Origin of the sequence: Lysinibacillus sp. JNUCC-52 (assembly GCF_015999545.1) — a bacterium.
GTDB lineage: Bacteria > Bacillota > Bacilli > Bacillales_A > Planococcaceae > Lysinibacillus.
The window spans coordinates 2,591,598-2,611,055 of the sequence record NZ_CP065546.1; the positions used below are offsets into that span (position 1 = coordinate 2,591,598).

Sequence of the window (19,458 nt, forward strand, 5' to 3'; positions counted from 1 at the left end):
CTTTTCTTTTAGAATATTGAATAAAAATCGCCCTCTCTTTCTAATAGTGACCAATTGTAGAATAATCGTCTTTAGGTAATACTATCCATTCTGATTTGTTAAAATTGGATGAACCAGATTGGAGCCTTTTATCTCTTATATAACCACCGCTACTTTCTACTATCTGGTTGATTGAATCCCTAACCCCAACCGTATCTACTACAATGCCATTACTATCTTTTAATGTCATTGACACCGTTATTTTAGAGGCATCTCTAAAAATAAAATCATCATTGAAGTATTGAGAAGTAGTAATATCAAAAAAATCATAAAAATAAGTATGGATTAATACAAAGTTTGTGTTTGGATATACTAAAGGTATATTTATTGTTTTGATACTATGTTGCTTTAAAATTAGATTATATTGCTGAATTTCTATTTTATAATTTGATAGAGGCACCATTGTTGCATTATATATTTCTAGCACATCATTATATTCTCCATTTTGCACAAAATCCGATATAAAAAGTCCTGGGGCTTCTACACTAAAAAGAAAGCTTGTTGATACTAGTCCACCTTTTCCATCATCTGCTGAAATAGTAATTACGCTTGTACCCAATGCATTTTGTGTAATTTTAAGAGACGATCCATTCAGACTAGCAGTTGCTACTCCGCTATTACTAGAACTTACAGTTAACGTTAAAGTATCGTTATCTTCGTCTATAAACACATCACTTACTATCATCTCCCAAGGCTTCCCACCTATTGTTGCTCTTTGATTAATAATTGTTTTAGCAACCATTGGGGTATGGTTAAACATTGGGTTAGATACAGTAACTATAAAGCTTGTAGATACTTGCCCACCTTTTCCATCATCCGCATGGACTGTAATAGTACTTACGCCTGCTGCAATCGGCAGAACAGTAATTGTTTGTCCATTAATTTGAGCTGTAGCAATAGATTCATCACTGGAATTAACATTTATCATAAGAACGTCATTGTCTGCATCTGAAAAAATACCACTACCGTCTATAGTAATGACATCATTCACTATTCCTGATTTATTACTAATTGATTGCGCAACCACGGGAGGTTGGTTCGGTGGACTAGTTACGGTAACAGCAAATGTTGTAGTTTCACTACCCCCGTTACCATCATCCGCTTTTACTGAAATTATACTTTGGCCTATGCCTACAGGTACGATAGTGATCATTTGAGAATTTAATTGAGCTGTAGCAACAGATTCATCACTGGAACTAACTTCTAACGTTAAAATATCATTATCTACATCCGCAAAAACATTACTTGCATCAACTAGAATTGGCGCATCTCCAACATGCCCAGTTTGATTATTTATTAATTGAGTAACTATTGGTATGTTATTCAACTTAGGTAAGACTTCTACTTCAAAACTACTGCTTGCTCTCCCTAACTTTCGATCATCAGCACTAATCTTTATTCGTGTCTTCCCAGGTGAAAGTACCTCAATCGTTAATAAATTTGAATTTAAATCTGCTATTACAATACCAACAGTTTCAGTAACAGCTTTAAGTATTAACGGATCATTATCAGCATCATAAAATAACTTACTTAAATCAATAACAATTTTTTCTTGTCCTAGTGTCATTGATTGCTTTGGAATTATTTCAGAAGCTACAACAACAGGTGGATGATTACCAGAAGCTGCATAGGCTGATTTTTCTTGAACACAAAAACTACAAATTAAAGTTAGTAAAATGGCTATCATAAGACCTTCTCTTTTTCGATACAAAGTGACCCCTCCTTTTTAACAATTATGTAATGACTTATAACTCACCCCTCATTATATATCAGTACTAAAATCCTAACTACGACATATCACAATATCAAAAGTTAATTTTTCTTAACCTTTATTTGATAAAATAGAGGCTATTACATAAATCATTTTTTCTGTTATATAGTTGAAATTTACTAAACAATAAAACAGAAAACCCGAACTTTATTAAAACACTAAATTAGAGTGTTTTAATAAAGTTCGGGATGTTCATTGGCTAAAATTCTTTCATCCAGCCTTCTAATTCTTTATTTATTATGCGTATGTTTTACTGCAGCTTCTTGAATCTCATAAAATGCCCAATGATTACTTTGGACGTCTTTAAATATTGGGTTTTGATGCTCTGTTGGCGCTTGTCGTTCAAACAAGCGATTTAGTACCTTCACTGCTTGCGCACGTGTTAAATTACCATCTGGATTAAATGTGTCTGCTGTTGTTCCTGTCATAATGCCCAATGCATTGACAGTAGCAATCGCTTGAACAGCCCAATGATTATTACTAACATCTTTGAAAGTATTACCTTCTGATGTTGTTTTACAAAAATCTGCATTCGGATTGTCAACGCAATGCTTTTCTATCCAACGAGCTGTAACTGCTGCCATTTGTGCACGTGTAATAAAGCCGTTCGGATTAAAGCTTGTCTCCGTAACACCGTTAAATAAACTAGCATCCTTCACAAATTCGATTGCATCTTTTGCATCATGCTGAGCCGTATCTGTAAATGTTGCATTAGACTTTGGAATCGCATTACCAGTTAGTTGTCGTGCAAACATACTTGCCATCTGTGCGCGTGTTACAAATGCATTCGGTCGGAATGTACCATCTGAATAGCCTTGGATATAAGGTGTATGTGTAACATCGTCAGTTGTTGGTTCCTCTACATTTTCTTCCTCTGGTAAATAGAGAATGCTGAAGGTAGAGAATTTTGTAACCTCAAATTGCAAACCTAGCATATCTTTTTGATAATCTACAACTTTCCCACGTAATAACTCTTTTGTACCATCGCTATGCTCAATAAAAATAGCCAGATTATTGAGTTGTTCTTGCGTTATATTTTTAGGTAATGGCAATGTTAAAGTCACTGGGCGATGCTGCATATTCGTTTCAATAGTCATTGGACGACCAATTAAATTTACTTTTTCACTTTGTAATGTTTCTTTAATTAATTCTTCTTTTAGTATTCTTTCCTCCACTTGATGTTGCTGTTCTAATGACTTGATAGGAACCAATCGGAAGTATAAATCATTACTAAAATTCGACATAGATACATTAGGAATAGAAATTATAGCATTCATAGTAGCAATTTCTAACTGTATATTTCCTGCATGAATTTGAGCTAATGAAGATTTAGGAATATCAACGACAACTTCACTAACTTTATCGTTTGCATCAGGAATAATAATACGAGCAGTATCATTACCTAGTTGTTTTGCTTTTTCAATTGTTTCCTTAGCGATATCCTCCGACATCGAAACGTGATCTTTAATTACTCCATCTGGCATCGTCGTACGAATAATTGGTGTTTTCGTTAAGTTCACACCATTTTCTCCGTCGACATCAACAACAATGTGTTCAGTGTTTGTTGATGGAGTAGAGCTTTCGTTCCCATCATTGCTAGTAGGTGGTGATACAATGCTAACCCACTTTGCATAAATAGTAACATTTCGAGTTATAGAACTACTATTAAAGTCAAATAGTTTATCTAATGTACTGCTTGTGTACCAGCCTTCAAATGTGTAGCCCGCTTTTGTTGGGACTGGTGGCACTGTTACCTTTTCGCCATGTGCTACCGTTTGATTTGGGACTGCACTTCCGCCATTTACTTCAAAATTAACAGTATACTTCAGTGATTTCCACTTCGCGTAAATTGTCGTATTCGCTGTAATGACATTGGTGCTGAAATCATATTGATTCGTACCCTCATCATCTGTATACCAGCCTTCGAATGTGTAGCCCGCTTTTGTTGGGGCTGGTGGCACTATCGCCTTTTCGCCATGTGCTACCGTTTGATTTGGGACTGCACTTCCGCCACTCACTTCAAAACTAACAGTATACTTCAGTGATTTCCATTTCGCGTAAATTGTCGTATTCGCTGTAATGACATTGTTGGTGAAATCATATTGATTTGTTCCCTCATCATCTGTATACCAGCCTTCAAATGTATAACCCGCTTTTGTTGGTACTGGTGGCACTGTTGCTTTTTCACCATGTGCTACCGTTTGACTTGGGACTGCACTTCCACCACTCACTTCAAAGCTAACTGTATACTTCAGTGGTTTCCACTTCGCGTAAAGTGTTGTATTGGATGTAATGACATTGTTGGTGAAATCATATTGTTCTGTTCCCTCATCATCTGTATACCAGCCTTCAAATGTGTATCCTACTTTTGTTGGTGTTGTTGGCACAGTTGCCTTTTTGCCATGTACTACGGATTGACTTGGGACTGCACTTCCACCATTTACTTCAAAATTCACTGTGTAACCAACTGGTTCCCACTTCGCGTAAAGTGTCGTATTGGCTGTAATGACATTGTTGGTGAAATCATATTGTTCTGTTCCCTCATCATCTGTATACCAGCCTTCGAATGTGTAGCCCGCTTTTGTTGGGGCTGGTGGCACTATCGCCTTTTCGCCATGTGCTACCGTTTGACTTGGGACTGCACTTCCACCGCTTACTTCAAAGCTAACTGTATACTTCAGTGGTTTCCACTTCGCGTAAAGTGTTGTATTGGCTGTAATGACATTGTTGGTGAAATCATATTGTTCTGTTCCCTCATCATCTGTATACCAGCCTTCAAATGTGTATCCTACTTTTGTTGGTGTTGTTGGCACAGTTGCCTTTTTGCCATGTGCTACGGATTGACTTGGTACTGCACTTCCACCACTCACTTCAAAGCTAACTGTATACTTCAGTGGTTCCCACTTCGCGTAAAGTGTTGTATTGGCTGTAATGACATTGTTGGTGAAATCATATTGTTCTGTTCCCTCATCATCTGTATACCAGCCTTCAAATGTATAACCCGCTTTTGTTGGTACTGGTGGCACTGTTGCTTTTTCACCATGTGCTACGGTTTGACTTGGTACTACACTTCCACCGCCCACTTCAAAGCTAACTGTATACTTCAGTGGCTCCCACTTCGCGTAAAGTGTCGTATTGGCTGTAACAACATTGTTGGTGAAATCATATTGTTCTGTTCCCTCATCATCTGTATACCAGCCTTCAAATGTGTATCCTACTTTTGTTGGTGTTGTTGGCACAGTTGCCTTTTTGCCATGTGCTACGGATTGACTTGGTACTGCACTTCCGCCATTTACTTCAAAATTCACTGTGTAACCAACTGGTTCCCACTTCGCGTAAAGTGTCGTATTAGCTGTAACGACATTGTTGGTGAAATCATATTGTTCTGTTCCCTCATCATCTGTATACCAGCCTTCAAATGTGTATCCTACTTTTGTTGGTGTTGTTGGCACAGTTGCCTTTTTGCCATGTGCTACGGATTGACTTGGTACTGCACTTCCACCTTCCACTTCAAAGCTAACTGTATACTTCAGTGGCTCCCACTTCGCGTAAAGTGTCGTATTGGCTGTAACAACATTGTTGGTGAAATCATATTGTTCTGTTCCCTCATCATCTGTATACCAGCCTTCAAATGTGTAGCCCACTTTTGTTGGGGCTGGTGGTTCACTTGCTTTTTCTCCGTGTGTGATGGATTGTTCTGGTACTAGACTCCCCCCATCTACATTAAAGCTGACCTTATGCTTCGCTTCTACAGGTGGTGATGTATCATAATCAATTATTGAAATGTTCCCAAAAACTGCATAGTCATCCATCATAGTTGGCGAAGAAAGAATTAGTGTAATAATATTTTCACTACCAATATCATTTATATTCTGGTTAGTAAGTAAATCACCGATGGGTAAAGAAATAGGGGTATCGAATTGATTAAATATATAGAAAGGTTTAGAAAAATCTTTTCCAATCCCTATATGTTTAGTCGGTAAAATAGATAAAGGTTGATCAAAACCTTCATTAACTACCCAATTATCCGAGCTGCCTATATTAACTTTCAAATTAGAAATATCCCCCGTAACACCCGAATCCATTGGTGTAAGGCTTAACTTTGCATTCGAATAGTCAGTGCCAGATGGTAAATAAAATTTAAGATAAGCCGTGTTTGTCTGATCGCCTGAATCATAACCACCTGCCCCAGCAAGTCCTCCTAAAATATCAACGCTATTTGGTGTACCTTGATAAACAGTCCCCGTTACAATATCAATAGGTTCAATAGCTGGAATTGCTGCCCTCGCAACTTGTATATCCAAAAATGGTTGTACAATGCTGAGCAACATTGCAACCAACATAAGTACAACATTTATCCGTTTATAGTTTCTCATCTATATCACCCTTCTTTTACTGGGTATTCACCATACAAACAAATAATAAAGTTTAATGCTACATATGGTTGCATGTTATTGTGTGGCATATTTCCTCCAGTTGTTTCAATCGCTTGCTGATGAATATTTACTTTTGTAGTTGGTGTAAATTCTTTATATAACTTCTTAGGATTCAATCCTCCTAGAGCGCCCCAAACGGCACCTTCGGGACTACTAGCTCCACCCGTTGTTTTCGTGCTCCCTTGTATTTCATGCTTATGGGCAGGCATTTGCTCACTACTTAATGACACACTTACTTCACCTACTTCTGTGGCAAATTCCCTTGTTGTAAGTCCTGTACCAGTTCCGTAATGCATTGGTGCTTTACCTCTTAAATCTGGCAACTTAAAGTCTGTTTTGCCATCGCCACCAAATCTATTACCGATAATTGAAAATAACACTTGATGCTGATTAACAAGTAATGTACTCCCATCACAAAAAGCCCAATCAATTGGTGCATAATTGCCAGCGAATATTCTAATCTCTCCTGTATAGGCTTCTGCCATTTTCGTTCCTCCCTAACCTCGTGGTGGAAAAATCCCCATTGTTGCAATACAAAACGATACGACTAGATAAGGCTGCATATTATTATGGGCCTGATTTTGGCCAGTGGCTGTCATCGCTATTGCATTCATTGCAGTATTTGGATTACTAGCAAACATACTATTACCATTCACTTTTCCCCATACGTTACTCTTTGGTGTTGCTTTATTTGTTTCATCCTCATCAGCATAAACTTCATGAGTATGATTAGGCATTTCATTTATCGTTAATGCGTGTGTGGCTTCACCACCTGTTGATGCATAGGCAATTTCGTCACTTTTATGTAACGGTACTCTTCCTTGCAAATTGGGTAAGGCAAATGTTGTTTTACCATCTCCTCCGTATTTATTTCCTATCAAAGAATAAAGTGCTATGTATTGATTTACCGACAATAAGCGCCCATCACACGGTAACCAATTTTGAGGTATTCTGTCGAAACTAAAAAGTCGTACTTCTCCTACAAACGGTTCTGCCAATGTACTTCCTCCCTTTTAAGAAAAATATGGGTACAAACCTTGTGTTGCAATAATAAAATTAATAACCAATGAAGGCATGACATTTTCATGTGGCTGATTGCCACCAACTGATGACATTAAATTACTATTCATCTGGACAACATCACTCGCTATATTTGTTTGATAATTCTTTAAATCAGCTACTCCCCATACAGTATTTGCTGGTGAGCTTTCTGTTGTTTCCGCTTTTACATTATTTGCTGTAACAATATGCGTATGGGCTGGTAAATCGCCCTCTGTTAATGTTACTTTTTCCGTCCCTCCATTACTTGCAAAAGGATATTCGGGACTTTTATGTATTGGGATTCTTCCACGTAAATCAGGTAACGCAAAATTTGTTACCCCATCGCCACCATATTTATTTCCTATTAACGAAAAAAGAGCCTGGTACTCATTAACCGATAACAGTTGACCGTTACAAAGGGCCCAATTCATCGGGGCATACTTCCCACTAAACATCCGAATCTCGCCTAAATACGCTTCTGACATATCAACACTCTCCCTAACTTTTATTTCCATAACATTTTCATATAAATCTCGTCTTCTTGAATGACTTGAAACCCTAATCTTTCATAGAGATATCTTGCTATGTTAGTTTTATGAACGTGTAATACAACTGCTTTTCTTTGTACTTTTGCCTTTTTCTGAAGTTGAACAATAATATAGGTCCCAATGCCTCTTCCCTGATATTTTGGCAATATAGCTATATCAATCAGACGATGATATTCAGGAAGTTCTTCCGTGAGAATCCTGCCGACACATTCAGCATCTTCCACAATAATCCAATGATTTGCCCTTGGAAATTGCTGATTATACGAAACTTGTTGTGCGCGCCACTGCATTGCTAAAAAATCTGCCCTCTGTTCAACAGACCATCCCCATGAATCTACTTCTTGATGTCTTGTAGAAGCAAAAATTTCGTAGAGAAATACCTCATCTTCCTTTGTGATAGATTTAAGCTTTATTTTCATGACATATGTTCCACTTTCTTTTAGACATTCTTATTGGTCACAATGATTGATCGTACAAAGTTATGTCCTTTGTCAGGCAAGTCTTCCCAACTATCGACATGCAATTGATGATCAGCTAAACATTCAGCACGATTTTTGCTTTTTTGTGGAACGTCTAGCGCTATCGAGATTGTGCCATATGATTTTTCGCCTGGTGGGACTATATCTCGCCATGAGCAAGAGCATTCATATCCATTGGGACCTGTCGATGCTTTTATTCCCAATGCCTGTAATGTTGTGTTAGGAGGAATATTTACTGGCTTCTTGTCTTCCATATCATCGGTATTCCAGATACCCCACGCTAGCTGCGATTGAAAAACTTCAAGCTCACGGTCTGTTGCATTTGTAATCATTAGTGAAAATGTCCAAGTCGCCATTTTAGTGCGCTCCTCCTGTCGTTACTTTATTTCTCGCATTATCCATTACATCGTATAGATGCGTACGATGTAATACGGCATAATCCCATTCAGAAGCACCAATCAACGTTGTTACATTATTGTTGTCCGTTCGATAAAGAAGAATCATTTTGCTAAAAATCCAAGGTACAACGTCCATATCTTTATCACTTGGGGCTTCAAAAACTCTTTCTTTCGATTTTTTCTCAGTTTGCTGTTGCTCTGTTGTAACAGCATTTAATATATTAAACTTTGCCTTTAATTCCGCCTGTAGTTCCTGTGCCACACTTGCCTTTACCACTTTTTCATCAGAAACAGAGATCTTTTCTGTAAATTTAAAGGCCGTTTCAATGGTACTAACTTTCTCTTCTACCACTTTACTTGTAGTAGATAATCCAAACTCATCTTTCACTGTAATTTTTCCCTTTTTCGTAACAGTTTCGATTTTAGACGCATCTGCTCTTAAACTAGTCACTTCTACGGAATAATACTGTTGCACTTCACGTTGCTTTAAATAAAGACTATCAAACGTTAAATCATTGACCCCATCAAATAATCTTTTTGGAATAGTAAAGATAGGTGTTTTGAATAACGACATTTTTTCAAAATGAACACCACTAGGAATATATTGATTTAAATCAATATCTCGCACATCTTCGATTTCAACTAATGTATTAATTTTGGACCAATCTGTTTCTAGATTGTTCTTTGTATCATTTTGTCTCAATTTATCTAGCTTGTTCGAAATTCGGATATTTCGAACAAAGCTATGGCCATCATGTGGAATGTCTTTCCACTCAGCTACTTCAAAATATCCATTTGCTCGACATCTAGCTTCATTAGGATCATTATAAGGAACATTTACATATAGACTGATTACCCCGTACGGTGCTTGCATTTCACTATTTTTATCTTTCCAAGAGCACGAAAATTCATAACCATTTGGTCCAAATGCTGATTTGGCACCAACAGCTTGAATTGTCTGTCCCGCTTTAATAGTTTGAGGTTTTTTATCCTCTTCACCATCTGTATTCCAATAGCCCCAATGTAATTGCGATTCTATTAGCTCTAAATCTCGATCTGTATCATTTGTGACATTTAAATAAAATGTCCATGCCATCGCTATCCCTCCTAATATCAGAATTTTCAGAACAATAAATACATATTTATTTTAATTGCTATCTCTTACTACCTAATAAACGGTGTCGAATATTGTATTTTTTTAGGTCTCACTTACTGTTTTTTATTATATTATAAATTCCCTATATTCCTCTACGAAATTTAAGTTAAGTTTTCTTAACCTTTCTACCTACTATCTTGTAAGAGTGCAAAAAAAATCTGCTCATGCTCTCATAGAGGAACATATACAGATTAGTGGGATTCTTTATTTAATTAAAACGAGTAAATAACTTCCAAATCAATTCATTTCCATCACGTACATCTACCTTTTGAAAAATTAACTTTAAATGATCTTGAACGGTATAACTGGAAATACCGAGATTATGTGCAATATCTTTTGTCGGTATCCCTTTCATTATTTCAGTTATTACATCCTTTTCTCTAGGTGTAAGATGATAAGCTGTCAGTAAAAAAGTGAGCATTTCTTTTGGAGATGCTTCATTTAATATAATCACTATTTGTTGTTGTAAATCAGCCGTCATAAGAACGGATGCTTGAATTGTTATATAACCTTTGTTTGGAATTGGCACTAATAAAGAATTATTAGTGTTCGTTCTGTTTGCCAGTAGCTTCGCACAAATAGCCTGTATCGGTTTCGGTAATTGCCAATCAACCATTCCCTCATTAAGAGAAGGGAAAAAATGAAAATAAAAAATATATTAATCGACGGGGGTTATGGCGAGGTTGGTGGCAAAATTGCAAAATTGCTATTACAAGACTATCCTAATAAAGTTTGGATTGCTGGTAGGGATATGCAAAAGGCTGAACAGTTTTGCATCCAACTAAATCATCTTGTTAGCCCTATGCAATTGGATGTGCCTGTAAACACTATCCTTTGTGAATTATGATGAATCATTAGTTACTGCGGAAATAGCTGCAACCGTCGCTACTGAGCTATTAGAAAAAGAGCATCCAGCTGGAACCTATCATATAGAGGAGTTATTCAAGCTTGATGCATTTATAAAACAATTTGATAATTCTTCTTTCATTTAAAGCAAAAAACCCATTTAGTCTCTAACATCTAAGAGACTAAATGGGTTTTTTACATTATAAAACTTTTTCTAAAAAGTCTTTTGCTCGTTGTGTAGAAGGCGAAGAGAAAAACTCTTCTGGTGTTGCATCTTCGATAAGCTTGCCACCATCAAGGAATAAAATGCGATCTGCCACTTCACGCGCAAAGCCCATTTCATGTGTGACGATTAACATCGTCATCCCTGAATCCGCTAGGTTTTTCATAACTGCTAAAACCTCTTTAACCATTTCTGGGTCAAGAGCAGAAGTAGGTTCATCAAACAATATCACTTTTGGGTCCATCGCAAGCGCTCTAGCAATGGCTACACGTTGCTTTTGACCACCTGAAAGGCGGCTTGGATACTCATTACGTTTCTCAAAAAGACCTACTTTCGTTAGCAACTCCTCAGCATTTTTAATGGCTGTTGCCTTGTCTATCCCTTTTACATTAATAGGCGCATAAGTTAAGTTTTCTAGTACCGTTTTATGTGGGAAAAGGTGGAAATGTTGAAATACCATGCCGACTTCTTCACGTATCTTCATAATATTTGTCCCCTTATCAGTAAGGACATCTCCAGCAATTGTAATCTTTCCATTCGTCGGTTCTTCTAATAAATTTAAGCAACGTAAGAATGTAGACTTCCCAGAACCTGATGGTCCGATTATAGCGATTACTTCTTTTTCTTTTATTTCAGTTGAAATACCTTTTAGTACTTCATTTTGCCCATATGATTTGTGTAAATCTTCAATTTTAATCACTTTTTCTCATTCCTTTCTCGATTCGTTTACCAAGGAACGTCAAGACAAGCGTCATAATATAGTAGATTACCCCAGCAAATAGTAATGGTTCAAGATAACGATACGTTGAACCACCCACAATGTAGGCACGGCGCATAATATCTAGTGCACTAATAACCGTTACAACAGCTGTTTCTTTATTTAATGTAATAAATTCATTTACTAAAGACGGTAAAATATTTTTTACTGCTTGTGGAATAATAATATCTTTCATCATTTTTGCATACGGTATACCTAATGCTTGCGCCGCTTCCATTTGACCTTTATCCACGGCATTGATTCCAGCACGGATAATTTCTGAAATATAAGCACCTGAGTTTAACCCGAATGCAATGATTGCTGTTGGAATTGGTTCAATTTGAATATCTAATAATTGTGGAACTGCGTAGTAAATAATTAGTAATTGTAGTACAAGTGGTGTTCCGCGGAAAATGGACGTATAGAAATCCGCAAGCCATCGTAGCACCTTTACATTCCCAATTTTACATAATGCTAATAATATACCAACGATAAAACCGATGATCGATGCACCGATTGCAATTTGAAGTGTAACACCTATTCCTTTTAATATATAAGGAATAGAGGGAATGATTGCTGTAAAATCTAAATTCACAGCGTCCCCTCCTTTCTCTTTTCCTTTTAGTGAAATGGACAAGCGATAGCCCTATATAGAGCTATCGCAGTTCAATTAAATTATTCAGCTTTTTCTAACCATTTTTCTTCAAGCTGTTGAATTTTACCTTCATCAGCTAGTTCTTTTAATGCTTTGTTAATTTTATCTTTTAAATCGCTATCTTTTTGAACAGCAATTGCTTTATGGTCTTCTGGCTGTACCTCTACAGGGAACGACGTTAACTTATCGTTTGTTTTTAAATAACCTTTAGCTACGCCGCCTTCCATGATTGCACCGTCTAAGCGTTTAGACATCATATCTTGTACGATTTCAGGAATACGTGTACGCCCTTCAATTGAAACATCTACTTTTTCAGCAATAGCTTTACCTAAATTTTCTTGAATTGAAGCAGTTTGTACACCGACTTTTTTACCAGCTAAGTCCGCTTCTTTTTTAATACCGCTATCTTTTTTAACTACGATAACTTGTTCTGTTTGATTGTATTTGTCTGAGAAATCTACGACCTTTTCTCGCTCTTCATTTGGTGTCATCCCAGAAATAACAACGTCTATTTTACCTGCTTGTAAAGCTGGAACTAAGCTGTTAAAGTCCATATCTTGAACTTGCATTTCTACACCAAGTTTTTCACCGACTAGTTTAATTAAATCAATATCAAAACCGATAATTTCTTCACCTTTAGCAGCGTCAACATACTCAAATGGTGCATAGTCTGCTGATGTCCCTACTTTTAGTACTTGTTTCTCTGCTGTATCTGAACCAGAATTTGAATTTGTTGCATTATCTTCTTTAGTGCCACATGCCGCAAGTACACCGATAACTAAAACGAGCATAAGCATGAAAATTTTATTCTTCATTTTCTAATTTCTCCTTTTTTTCATTTTTTATTGTCTATGAGACATTTGCGTCTCGAAAATAGTCGATTGGATATTTATTCATAGAGCAGAATAAAAAATCTATCTGCTAATTAAGATATACTCTTTCAAAATAATTTTCAAGCTATACATGAAATTTTTTAACAAAATATTTTACACAGAATTTTCTAATAAATCAATGTTTTTGTATTTTTCCGTTTTTAAATTATTCTTTTTACATGTACCTTTACTATTTTCATTCTCATCCTCATTTATGCCTGTAAAACATAGGACATCTGTCAAAATGAATGCAATAATACATTTTGAAAAAGAAGTTGGACAAAATAAAAAAGTGTTAGATCGATTGCAGTCAATCTAACACTTTTTCACTTTGGAAGTTCTTCACTAAAATGAATGTAAAATTTATCTCCTCGTCGCCATACGAAAGATATAAATTTCACCACGAACTTTGCTAATTATTCGGCTTTGTCCATAAATAGCTTTGCTTTTAATTCATCCTCTCCCGAGCCCTCTGCTAAAGGTACACGAGATCGGTATGCGGCACGACATATTAAATGCCCTGCTACTGGTGCAGTTACAAATACAAAAAGTATCCCTAAAATCAATCGAACGCTAACATAGCCATCATGTATCCAAAAGTAGACAAATGCACCTAATAGACAGCTTAATACAGACAATGTCGAGCTTTTCGTCGCCGCATGTGATCGTGTATAGACATCTGGCAAGCGTATCATACCAAATGCGCTAATAACACTAACAATAGAACCAACAAGTATTAGGATGACTGCCGCCCACTCAATCATTTGATTTACGTTCAACAATCACACCTCTTTCAATATATTTTGTAAAGGCGATTGTACCGATAAACGCCAATATTCCTAAAATTAAAATGGCTTCTAAATAGGCCTTTGTTTTTAACACGATAGATACAATGGCTATCGCCGAAAGTAAGTTAATCCCTATCGTATCAAGCGCTATTGCACGATCAGGCATTGAAGGGCCTTTTATAACACGATATAGTGACAAGGCAATTGATATACTGAATAACGCAAGTGCTATTAGTAAAACTTTTTCTACCATTAGCGTGTCACCTCCATAATTGCTTTTTCAAATTTCCCTATGGAGCGAACTACGGCGTCTTTTGATTGCTCAATATCCATAGCATGGATATAGAACATATCTCCATCCTCTGAAACTTCCATCACAACTGAACCAGGGGTCAACGTTAACAATAGCGCAAGCGCTGTAATCTCCCAATCTCCATTAAGCTCCGTTTTATACGTAAATATTCCTGGTGTAATATTCAACTTAGGTGTTGTTATTTGTTTTAACACATTGTAGCTCGAGAGTAATAGCTCCCAGTTAAAAAGCCATAGTAGTTTAATAATAGAGAAAACACGGCGCAAATAAAATTGAGTACCGTAAAAGCGATGCATTGCATACAAAATTCCAATACCAACGATAAAACCCATTAAAAATGTGGAAAACTGTGGTGTAATTTCATCCTGCAACAATAACCATAAAGTGGCAATAAATAAATTTAATATAAACTGCATAGCCATTACTTATTCACCTCACCTTGCCAATTTTCGCCGTTCAACACTGCGTCAATATAAATAGAGGGTGTGTGAAGCGTTTCTGCCGCATCCTTAACATATGGTGCCATGAATTCAGCGCCAATGCCTAAACCGATTGTGCAAACAGCTAGTAAAGTCAATGGCAACACTACTCGCTTAGGTAGTGGCTTTTCATCTTCAATACTAATAATAGTTTCACCAAAAAAGGATGAAAGAAAAATGCGTAGGAGTGAGTAGAGAACTATTAAGCTGGAAAAGAAACCTAATCCTAGAAGGACAAAATTTCCTCCCTCTATAGCTCCTTGTCCAATTAATACCTTGCCCATAAATCCACTTAATGGTGGAATTCCAGCGAGTGAGCACATCATGATAAAGAATAACCATCCGAAAAAGGGATAATTTCGAATAAGTCCACTCATTCTATCTATAATAGTTTCACCCGTTACATAAATCATCATTCCAACAGCTAAAAACAGCATAGCCTTTACGACCATGTCATGCATTAAATAGTATGTTACACCTTGCAAGGCAGATTCCGTACCGATAGCAAGTCCCGCAACTATAAAACCTACACCAATTAGCACGTTGTATGAAGCAATTGTTCTGACATCTCTTCCAGCAAGTGCCCCCATACAACCTGCAATTATCGTTAATCCTGCCATAATACTGAGGGTTGTATGTGTTACATCTGTATTCGTTGTAAATAATAGTGTAAATGTACGAACAAGCGCATATATACCAACTTTCGTTAATAACGCGGCAAATAATGTAGCAATAGCTGTTGGTGGTACACTATATGAACCTGGCAACCAGAAGAATAGAAGTAAACCAGCTTTTAAGCTGAAAACAATCAAGAACACAAGTCCTACTGTTGTAATGAGTGGATCAGCTCCAGCTTCCATAACACGTAAGGAAATATGGGCCATATTCAACGTCCCGACCGTTCCATATAAAAAAGCTAATGCCACTAAAAAGATCCATGAAGCAACAATATTAATAAGGACATATTTTAGCGCTTCTCGCAGCTGTATTTTGCCACCACCTAAGCTAATAAGTGCATAAGAGGCTAGTAGCATGACTTCAAAGCACACAAACAAATTAAATATATCGCCTGTTAAAAAGGAACCATTTACCCCAGCTACCATCAAAAGTACAAAAGGATAAAAGTACATTTTTTCGTAGTGCTCGCCAATTGTAAAGAACGCGTATATTAGACAAATTGCTGCGACAATATTCGCTACTAAAACAAGCAGTACTGCAAAAGAATCGGCAACAAAGAGTATCCCAAATGGCGGTATCCAGCCACTAAAATCAATACGCATTACACCTTGTTGATGAACTTCAAGCATAAGGACGACACTTATAATTACAACAAAACCAAATGTACATAGACTCACAATGCGTTGTAACAAAACATTTTCTCTTAAAAACACTAGCAAAATGGCCGTAATAACCGGCACGATTAATGGTAAAACGATCATGTTACTCATCAGACGTACCTCTCAATTCATCGAATTCCCCAGTGCCGTTTGTTTTATAGGCACGATAGCCAAGTACTAGCACAAATGCTGTCACGGCAAAGCTAATCACGATAGCCGTTAAAATCAATGCTTGTGGAAGCGCATCTGCGTATGGACCTGGTGATTCACCAATGAGTGGTACATCCCCTTTTTTCAGACCGCCCATCGTTAAAATAAGTAAATGCGCAGCATGTGAAAGTACTGCTGTTCCTAGAATCACACGTAATAATTGCTTTGAGAGGATTAGGTACGTCGCTACAGCAACTAACACACCAATTAATATTAAAATTAAAGACTCCATTGGCTATTCATCCTCACTTATACTTAAAATAATTGTTACAACAACGCCTACAACCGTTAATGCCACACCAGCCTCAAAAATAGTAACAGTTGAAAAGCCCATTTTTCCAAATATAGGAACATCAATATACGTATATGTTTGAGATAAGAATGGCACATCAAAAAACAATGAACCGATGGCCGTACCTGTCGCTAATAATACCCCTAGCGCAGCTACCTTTTTAAAATCAAATGGCATCCCTTTGTGCACTGTTTCAATATCGTAAGCTAAATATAGCAGTACTATTGCGGAAGCAAGCACTAGACCCCCTATAAAGCCACCACCAGGAGCATGGTGCCCAGCAAAGAATAAGTAAATACCAAGCGTTAAAATAATAAATACGACAGCCTTTGTAATAGTACGTAAAATAACGTCATTAATTTTCATGGTCTGCCTCCTTTTTTCGCGGCTTGAGCTTTGTTAGCGTGTACACGCCTAAGCCAGCAATTAAAAGAACGACAACCTCTAGCATCGTATCAAACGCACGAAAATCCCCTAAAATTGTGTTAACAATATTCGATCCACCCGCTAAGTCATAAGCATCGTTAAAGTACAGTGCGACCGTCTCAAAACGGTCATAATGCACGACAGCTAAGCCAACTAATGTCACTGTAGCCCCTACAAAAATGGCAATAACAGCATTTGATAACTTGACTCTTGTGCGTGACTTTTCAGGCATTAAATCCGGTAAATATTTAAAACATAACAGGAATAATGCTGTTGTCACGGATTCAACAACGAGTTGCGTAAGTGCTAAATCAGGTGCTCGGAAAATGACGAAGAAGAATGCGATTGAATAGCCAAGAACGCCGTTCAATAGCATAGCTGTGATACGTCCCTTTGCAAAGATCATCCATATTGCAGCAAACATCATCACAAATACTAATATGAGCTCATAGGACTCTACTGGGGAGTCCTTTGCAAATTCAAATGCCATTGCATCAGACCATATAAAATATCCTGCAATGAGCGCGACAAAAAATACATATATATAAACAAAATAGTGTGTTAAATTGCCTGACATATAACGATTAGTAAGCTTCATAGAGCTTTTTTCACTGAACTCTATAAGGCGATTATAGTAAGTATTGAATGTATAGTTTGGTGAAAAGACACGATATAGTGGCTTCCAGCTTTTTAATGTTTTAAATAAAATAATACCGATAATAATTACGCCAGCGGTCATTAACAATTCAGGATTAACACCGTGCCATGCAGAAATATGTGGTGTTAACTCACTAGCAGATGGGAATGTTGGGTAAATACTTGCCATTGCAGGCTCTAAAATATAATGGCCAAGGACGTTTGGAAAGAAGAAAATTGCCACTACTAATAAACAAAGTACGATTGGCGAAAGGAGCATCCCAATCGGTGCTTCATGTGGCTTTTTGTCCAACTTAGCAGGCTGTAATTTACCGAAAAAGGTATGAGCAATTAAAATCATGCTGTAAACAAACGTAAAAATACTTGCGACCCATGCCACAATAGGGAATAACACACCCCAACTATCCATAGAAAAGATACCGACCTCACGAATTTGCAATACTGCAGTAAAGAACATCTCCTTACTTAGGAAACCATTAAATGGTGGTAACCCCGCCATTGATAATCCGCCTATGACAGCTATAGTAAATGTCACGGGCATTAACGCCATTAAACCACCGAGACGACGGATATCGCGTGTTCCAACTTCATGATCGACAATACCGACCATCATGAATAATGCCCCTTTAAATGTGGAGTGATTAATAAGGTGGAACAATGCAGCAAAGCTCGCCTGTGTATAAATAATGGAACTTTCAGCATAACCAAAATAATGCCCTACGGAGCCAAGTCCAAATAAGCTCATAATTAAGCCGAGCTGACTAACTGTTGAAAATGCCAGTAATGCCTTTAAATCTGTTTGACGTACAGCATTGAACGATCCCCAGAACAATGTTAAAAGACCAATGCCACTAACGAGCCAGAACCAGATAGCCTCACCTCCAAATACTGGAGAAAAGCGAGCAACTAAATAAATCCCTGCTTTTACCATTGTAGCTGAGTGAAGGTAGGCACTAACAGGTGTTGGGGCCTCCATCGCATCTGGCAACCAAATATGAAAAGGAAATTGTGCTGATTTAGTAAACGCACCTACTAAAATTAACAAAAGCGCTGGAACGAATAATGAATGATCTCGAATTACCTCAACATTAGCTACGATGTCACGAATACTAAATGTTCCCGATGCTACATATAGCATTAGAAAACCCGCAAGCATAGATAGACCACCGAATACAGTAATAGTCATTGCTTTTCGTGCACCAGCACGTGAAGCTTTACGATGATGCCAAAATGCAATTAACAAAAATGAAGATACACTTGTTAATTCCCAAAATGTATACAGCACCATTAAATTATCTGAAAAGACGACGCCGAGCATAGCGCCCATGAAAAGTAATAAGTAGCAGTAAAAATGATGAAGAGATTCTTTCGTTGACAAATAAAAAATTGAATATAAAATAACTAAACTACCTACACCTGTAATCAGCAAACCAAAAATAATGCTGAGCCCGTCGAGATATGTCGTGAAGTTTATATCAAAAGAGGGAATCCACTCATATGTATGAATAAATGTTTTACCCTCGGCAATTTGAGGAATGTACCGTGCGAGTAAAATAAACAATATGATTGGAACGGATAAAACAAACCAGCCTAAATGTACAACACGCCTTAGTCGCCTATATAGCAAGGGGATTAGAGCGGCACATACAAATGGTAAAAGTATCGCAATGAGAACTGTAACCAAATGAAAACCTCCTACAATCAAATTCGTCCAGCGACTTCGCGTCCTAGATTT

At 37.2% G+C, this 19,458-nt stretch carries 21 protein-coding genes; 2 read left to right on the forward strand and 19 right to left on the reverse strand.

Annotation, left to right across the window (positions count from 1 at the left end):
• Nucleotides 1-40: 40 nt before the first annotated feature.
• From JNUCC52_RS12765 to JNUCC52_RS12805, 9 genes are all read right to left on the reverse strand, one after another.
• Nucleotides 41-1,750 carry an RTX toxin gene (locus JNUCC52_RS12765; protein ID WP_337980100.1) on the reverse strand — a complete coding sequence of 570 codons (1,710 nt, stop codon included), beginning with the start codon at nt 1,748-1,750 and terminating at the stop codon, nt 41-43.
• A 290-nt stretch (nt 1,751-2,040) separates the two neighbouring features.
• On the reverse strand, nt 2,041-6,186 hold the full coding sequence (locus JNUCC52_RS12770) for an InlB B-repeat-containing protein (protein WP_337980101.1): 4,146 nt from the start codon (nt 6,184-6,186) through the stop codon (nt 2,041-2,043).
• A 5-nt stretch (nt 6,187-6,191) separates the two neighbouring features.
• Nucleotides 6,192-6,731 carry a phage tail protein gene (locus JNUCC52_RS12775; RefSeq protein WP_228134316.1) on the reverse strand — a complete coding sequence of 180 codons (540 nt, stop codon included), beginning with the start codon at nt 6,729-6,731 and terminating at the stop codon, nt 6,192-6,194.
• 12 nt (nt 6,732-6,743) lie between these two features.
• Nucleotides 6,744-7,244, reverse strand: a complete 501-nt coding sequence (locus JNUCC52_RS12780) for a phage tail protein (RefSeq protein WP_337980102.1) — start codon at nt 7,242-7,244, stop codon at nt 6,744-6,746.
• A gap of 15 nt (nt 7,245-7,259) precedes the next feature.
• Nucleotides 7,260-7,772, reverse strand: a complete 513-nt coding sequence (locus JNUCC52_RS12785; protein WP_228134314.1) for a phage tail protein — start codon at nt 7,770-7,772, stop codon at nt 7,260-7,262.
• Between the two features lie 20 nt (nt 7,773-7,792).
• Nucleotides 7,793-8,254, reverse strand: a complete 462-nt coding sequence (locus JNUCC52_RS12790; RefSeq protein WP_228134313.1) for a GNAT family N-acetyltransferase — start codon at nt 8,252-8,254, stop codon at nt 7,793-7,795.
• 20 nt (nt 8,255-8,274) lie between these two features.
• Entirely contained in the window at nt 8,275-8,670 is a 396-nt protein-coding gene (locus JNUCC52_RS12795; RefSeq protein ID WP_337980103.1) for a hypothetical protein, read from the reverse strand.
• A gap of 1 nt (nt 8,671) precedes the next feature.
• Complete coding sequence (locus tag JNUCC52_RS12800) at nt 8,672-9,808, reverse strand: hypothetical protein (RefSeq protein WP_337980104.1); 1,137 nt, start codon at nt 9,806-9,808, stop codon at nt 8,672-8,674.
• Nucleotides 9,809-10,076: 268 nt separating this feature from the next.
• Nucleotides 10,077-10,484 (reverse strand): helix-turn-helix transcriptional regulator, encoded by a 408-nt coding sequence (locus tag JNUCC52_RS12805; protein ID WP_337980105.1) that lies wholly within the window; start codon nt 10,482-10,484, stop codon nt 10,077-10,079.
• 24 nt (nt 10,485-10,508) lie between these two features.
• Here JNUCC52_RS12805 and JNUCC52_RS12810 point away from each other — a divergent pair, with 24 nt between their 5' ends.
• On the forward strand, nt 10,509-10,715 hold the full coding sequence (locus JNUCC52_RS12810) for a Rossmann-fold NAD(P)-binding domain-containing protein (RefSeq protein ID WP_337980106.1): 207 nt from the start codon (nt 10,509-10,511) through the stop codon (nt 10,713-10,715).
• The gene (locus tag JNUCC52_RS12815; RefSeq protein WP_337980107.1) at nt 10,705-10,860 is read left to right on the forward strand and encodes a hypothetical protein; all 156 of its coding nucleotides are present in this window, start codon (nt 10,705-10,707) and stop codon (nt 10,858-10,860) included. The genes JNUCC52_RS12810 and JNUCC52_RS12815 overlap by 11 nt, the downstream gene beginning before the upstream one ends.
• Before the next feature lie 54 nt (nt 10,861-10,914).
• Here JNUCC52_RS12815 and JNUCC52_RS12820 read toward each other — a convergent pair whose 3' ends face one another.
• From JNUCC52_RS12820 to JNUCC52_RS12865, 10 genes are all read right to left on the reverse strand, one after another.
• Nucleotides 10,915-11,637, reverse strand: coding sequence for an amino acid ABC transporter ATP-binding protein (locus JNUCC52_RS12820; RefSeq protein WP_139859995.1), 723 nt, complete (start codon nt 11,635-11,637; stop codon nt 10,915-10,917).
• Complete coding sequence (locus tag JNUCC52_RS12825) at nt 11,630-12,289, reverse strand: amino acid ABC transporter permease (RefSeq protein ID WP_139859993.1); 660 nt, start codon at nt 12,287-12,289, stop codon at nt 11,630-11,632. Before JNUCC52_RS12825 ends, JNUCC52_RS12820 begins: the two co-directional genes overlap by 8 nt.
• Before the next feature lie 80 nt (nt 12,290-12,369).
• Nucleotides 12,370-13,164: a transporter substrate-binding domain-containing protein gene (locus JNUCC52_RS12830; RefSeq protein WP_139859991.1), complete on the reverse strand. Its 795-nt coding sequence runs from the start codon at nt 13,162-13,164 to the stop codon at nt 12,370-12,372.
• Nucleotides 13,165-13,637: 473 nt separating this feature from the next.
• On the reverse strand, nt 13,638-14,000 hold the full coding sequence (locus JNUCC52_RS12835) for a Na+/H+ antiporter subunit G (protein ID WP_228134308.1): 363 nt from the start codon (nt 13,998-14,000) through the stop codon (nt 13,638-13,640).
• Nucleotides 13,978-14,262 (reverse strand): Na(+)/H(+) antiporter subunit F1, encoded by a 285-nt coding sequence (locus tag JNUCC52_RS12840; protein WP_228134307.1) that lies wholly within the window; start codon nt 14,260-14,262, stop codon nt 13,978-13,980. The genes JNUCC52_RS12835 and JNUCC52_RS12840 overlap by 23 nt, the downstream gene beginning before the upstream one ends.
• A complete protein-coding gene (locus JNUCC52_RS12845; RefSeq protein WP_139860088.1) occupies nt 14,262-14,744 on the reverse strand; it encodes a Na+/H+ antiporter subunit E in 483 nt (160 codons plus the stop codon). The genes JNUCC52_RS12840 and JNUCC52_RS12845 overlap by 1 nt, the downstream gene beginning before the upstream one ends.
• Nucleotides 14,744-16,249 carry a Na+/H+ antiporter subunit D gene (locus tag JNUCC52_RS12850; protein ID WP_337980108.1) on the reverse strand — a complete coding sequence of 502 codons (1,506 nt, stop codon included), beginning with the start codon at nt 16,247-16,249 and terminating at the stop codon, nt 14,744-14,746. The genes JNUCC52_RS12845 and JNUCC52_RS12850 overlap by 1 nt, the downstream gene beginning before the upstream one ends.
• Nucleotides 16,242-16,580: a Na(+)/H(+) antiporter subunit C gene (locus JNUCC52_RS12855; protein ID WP_139860092.1), complete on the reverse strand. Its 339-nt coding sequence runs from the start codon at nt 16,578-16,580 to the stop codon at nt 16,242-16,244. Before JNUCC52_RS12855 ends, JNUCC52_RS12850 begins: the two co-directional genes overlap by 8 nt.
• A gap of 3 nt (nt 16,581-16,583) precedes the next feature.
• A complete protein-coding gene (locus JNUCC52_RS12860; protein ID WP_139860094.1) occupies nt 16,584-17,006 on the reverse strand; it encodes a Na(+)/H(+) antiporter subunit B in 423 nt (140 codons plus the stop codon).
• Nucleotides 16,996-19,407, reverse strand: a complete 2,412-nt coding sequence (locus tag JNUCC52_RS12865; RefSeq protein WP_337980109.1) for a Na+/H+ antiporter subunit A — start codon at nt 19,405-19,407, stop codon at nt 16,996-16,998. The genes JNUCC52_RS12860 and JNUCC52_RS12865 overlap by 11 nt, the downstream gene beginning before the upstream one ends.
• Nucleotides 19,408-19,458: the final 51 nt, after the last annotated feature.

Excerpts from the sequence above, each read along its gene's own strand:
- JNUCC52_RS12770 (WP_337980101.1), bottom strand. The coding sequence starts at position 6,186 with ATGAGAAACTATAAACGGATAAATGTTGTACTTATGTTGGTTGCAATG.
- JNUCC52_RS12775 (WP_228134316.1), bottom strand. The coding sequence starts at position 6,731 with ATGGCAGAAGCCTATACAGGAGAGATTAGAATATTCGCTGGCAATTAT.
- JNUCC52_RS12785 (WP_228134314.1), bottom strand. The coding sequence starts at position 7,772 with ATGTCAGAAGCGTATTTAGGCGAGATTCGGATGTTTAGTGGGAAGTAT.
- JNUCC52_RS12790 (WP_228134313.1), bottom strand. The coding sequence starts at position 8,254 with ATGAAAATAAAGCTTAAATCTATCACAAAGGAAGATGAGGTATTTCTC.
- JNUCC52_RS12795 (WP_337980103.1), bottom strand. The coding sequence starts at position 8,670 with ATGGCGACTTGGACATTTTCACTAATGATTACAAATGCAACAGACCGT.
- JNUCC52_RS12800 (WP_337980104.1), bottom strand. The coding sequence starts at position 9,808 with ATGGCATGGACATTTTATTTAAATGTCACAAATGATACAGATCGAGAT.
- JNUCC52_RS12805 (WP_337980105.1), bottom strand. The coding sequence starts at position 10,484 with ATGGTTGATTGGCAATTACCGAAACCGATACAGGCTATTTGTGCGAAG.
- JNUCC52_RS12810 (WP_337980106.1), top strand. The coding sequence starts at position 10,509 with ATGAAAATAAAAAATATATTAATCGACGGGGGTTATGGCGAGGTTGGT.
- JNUCC52_RS12830 (WP_139859991.1), bottom strand. The coding sequence starts at position 13,164 with ATGAAGAATAAAATTTTCATGCTTATGCTCGTTTTAGTTATCGGTGTA.
- JNUCC52_RS12840 (WP_228134307.1), bottom strand. The coding sequence starts at position 14,262 with ATGGTAGAAAAAGTTTTACTAATAGCACTTGCGTTATTCAGTATATCA.
- JNUCC52_RS12845 (WP_139860088.1), bottom strand. The coding sequence starts at position 14,744 with ATGGCTATGCAGTTTATATTAAATTTATTTATTGCCACTTTATGGTTA.
- JNUCC52_RS12850 (WP_337980108.1), bottom strand. The coding sequence starts at position 16,249 with ATGAGTAACATGATCGTTTTACCATTAATCGTGCCGGTTATTACGGCC.
- JNUCC52_RS12855 (WP_139860092.1), bottom strand. The coding sequence starts at position 16,580 with ATGGAGTCTTTAATTTTAATATTAATTGGTGTGTTAGTTGCTGTAGCG.
- JNUCC52_RS12860 (WP_139860094.1), bottom strand. The coding sequence starts at position 17,006 with ATGAAAATTAATGACGTTATTTTACGTACTATTACAAAGGCTGTCGTA.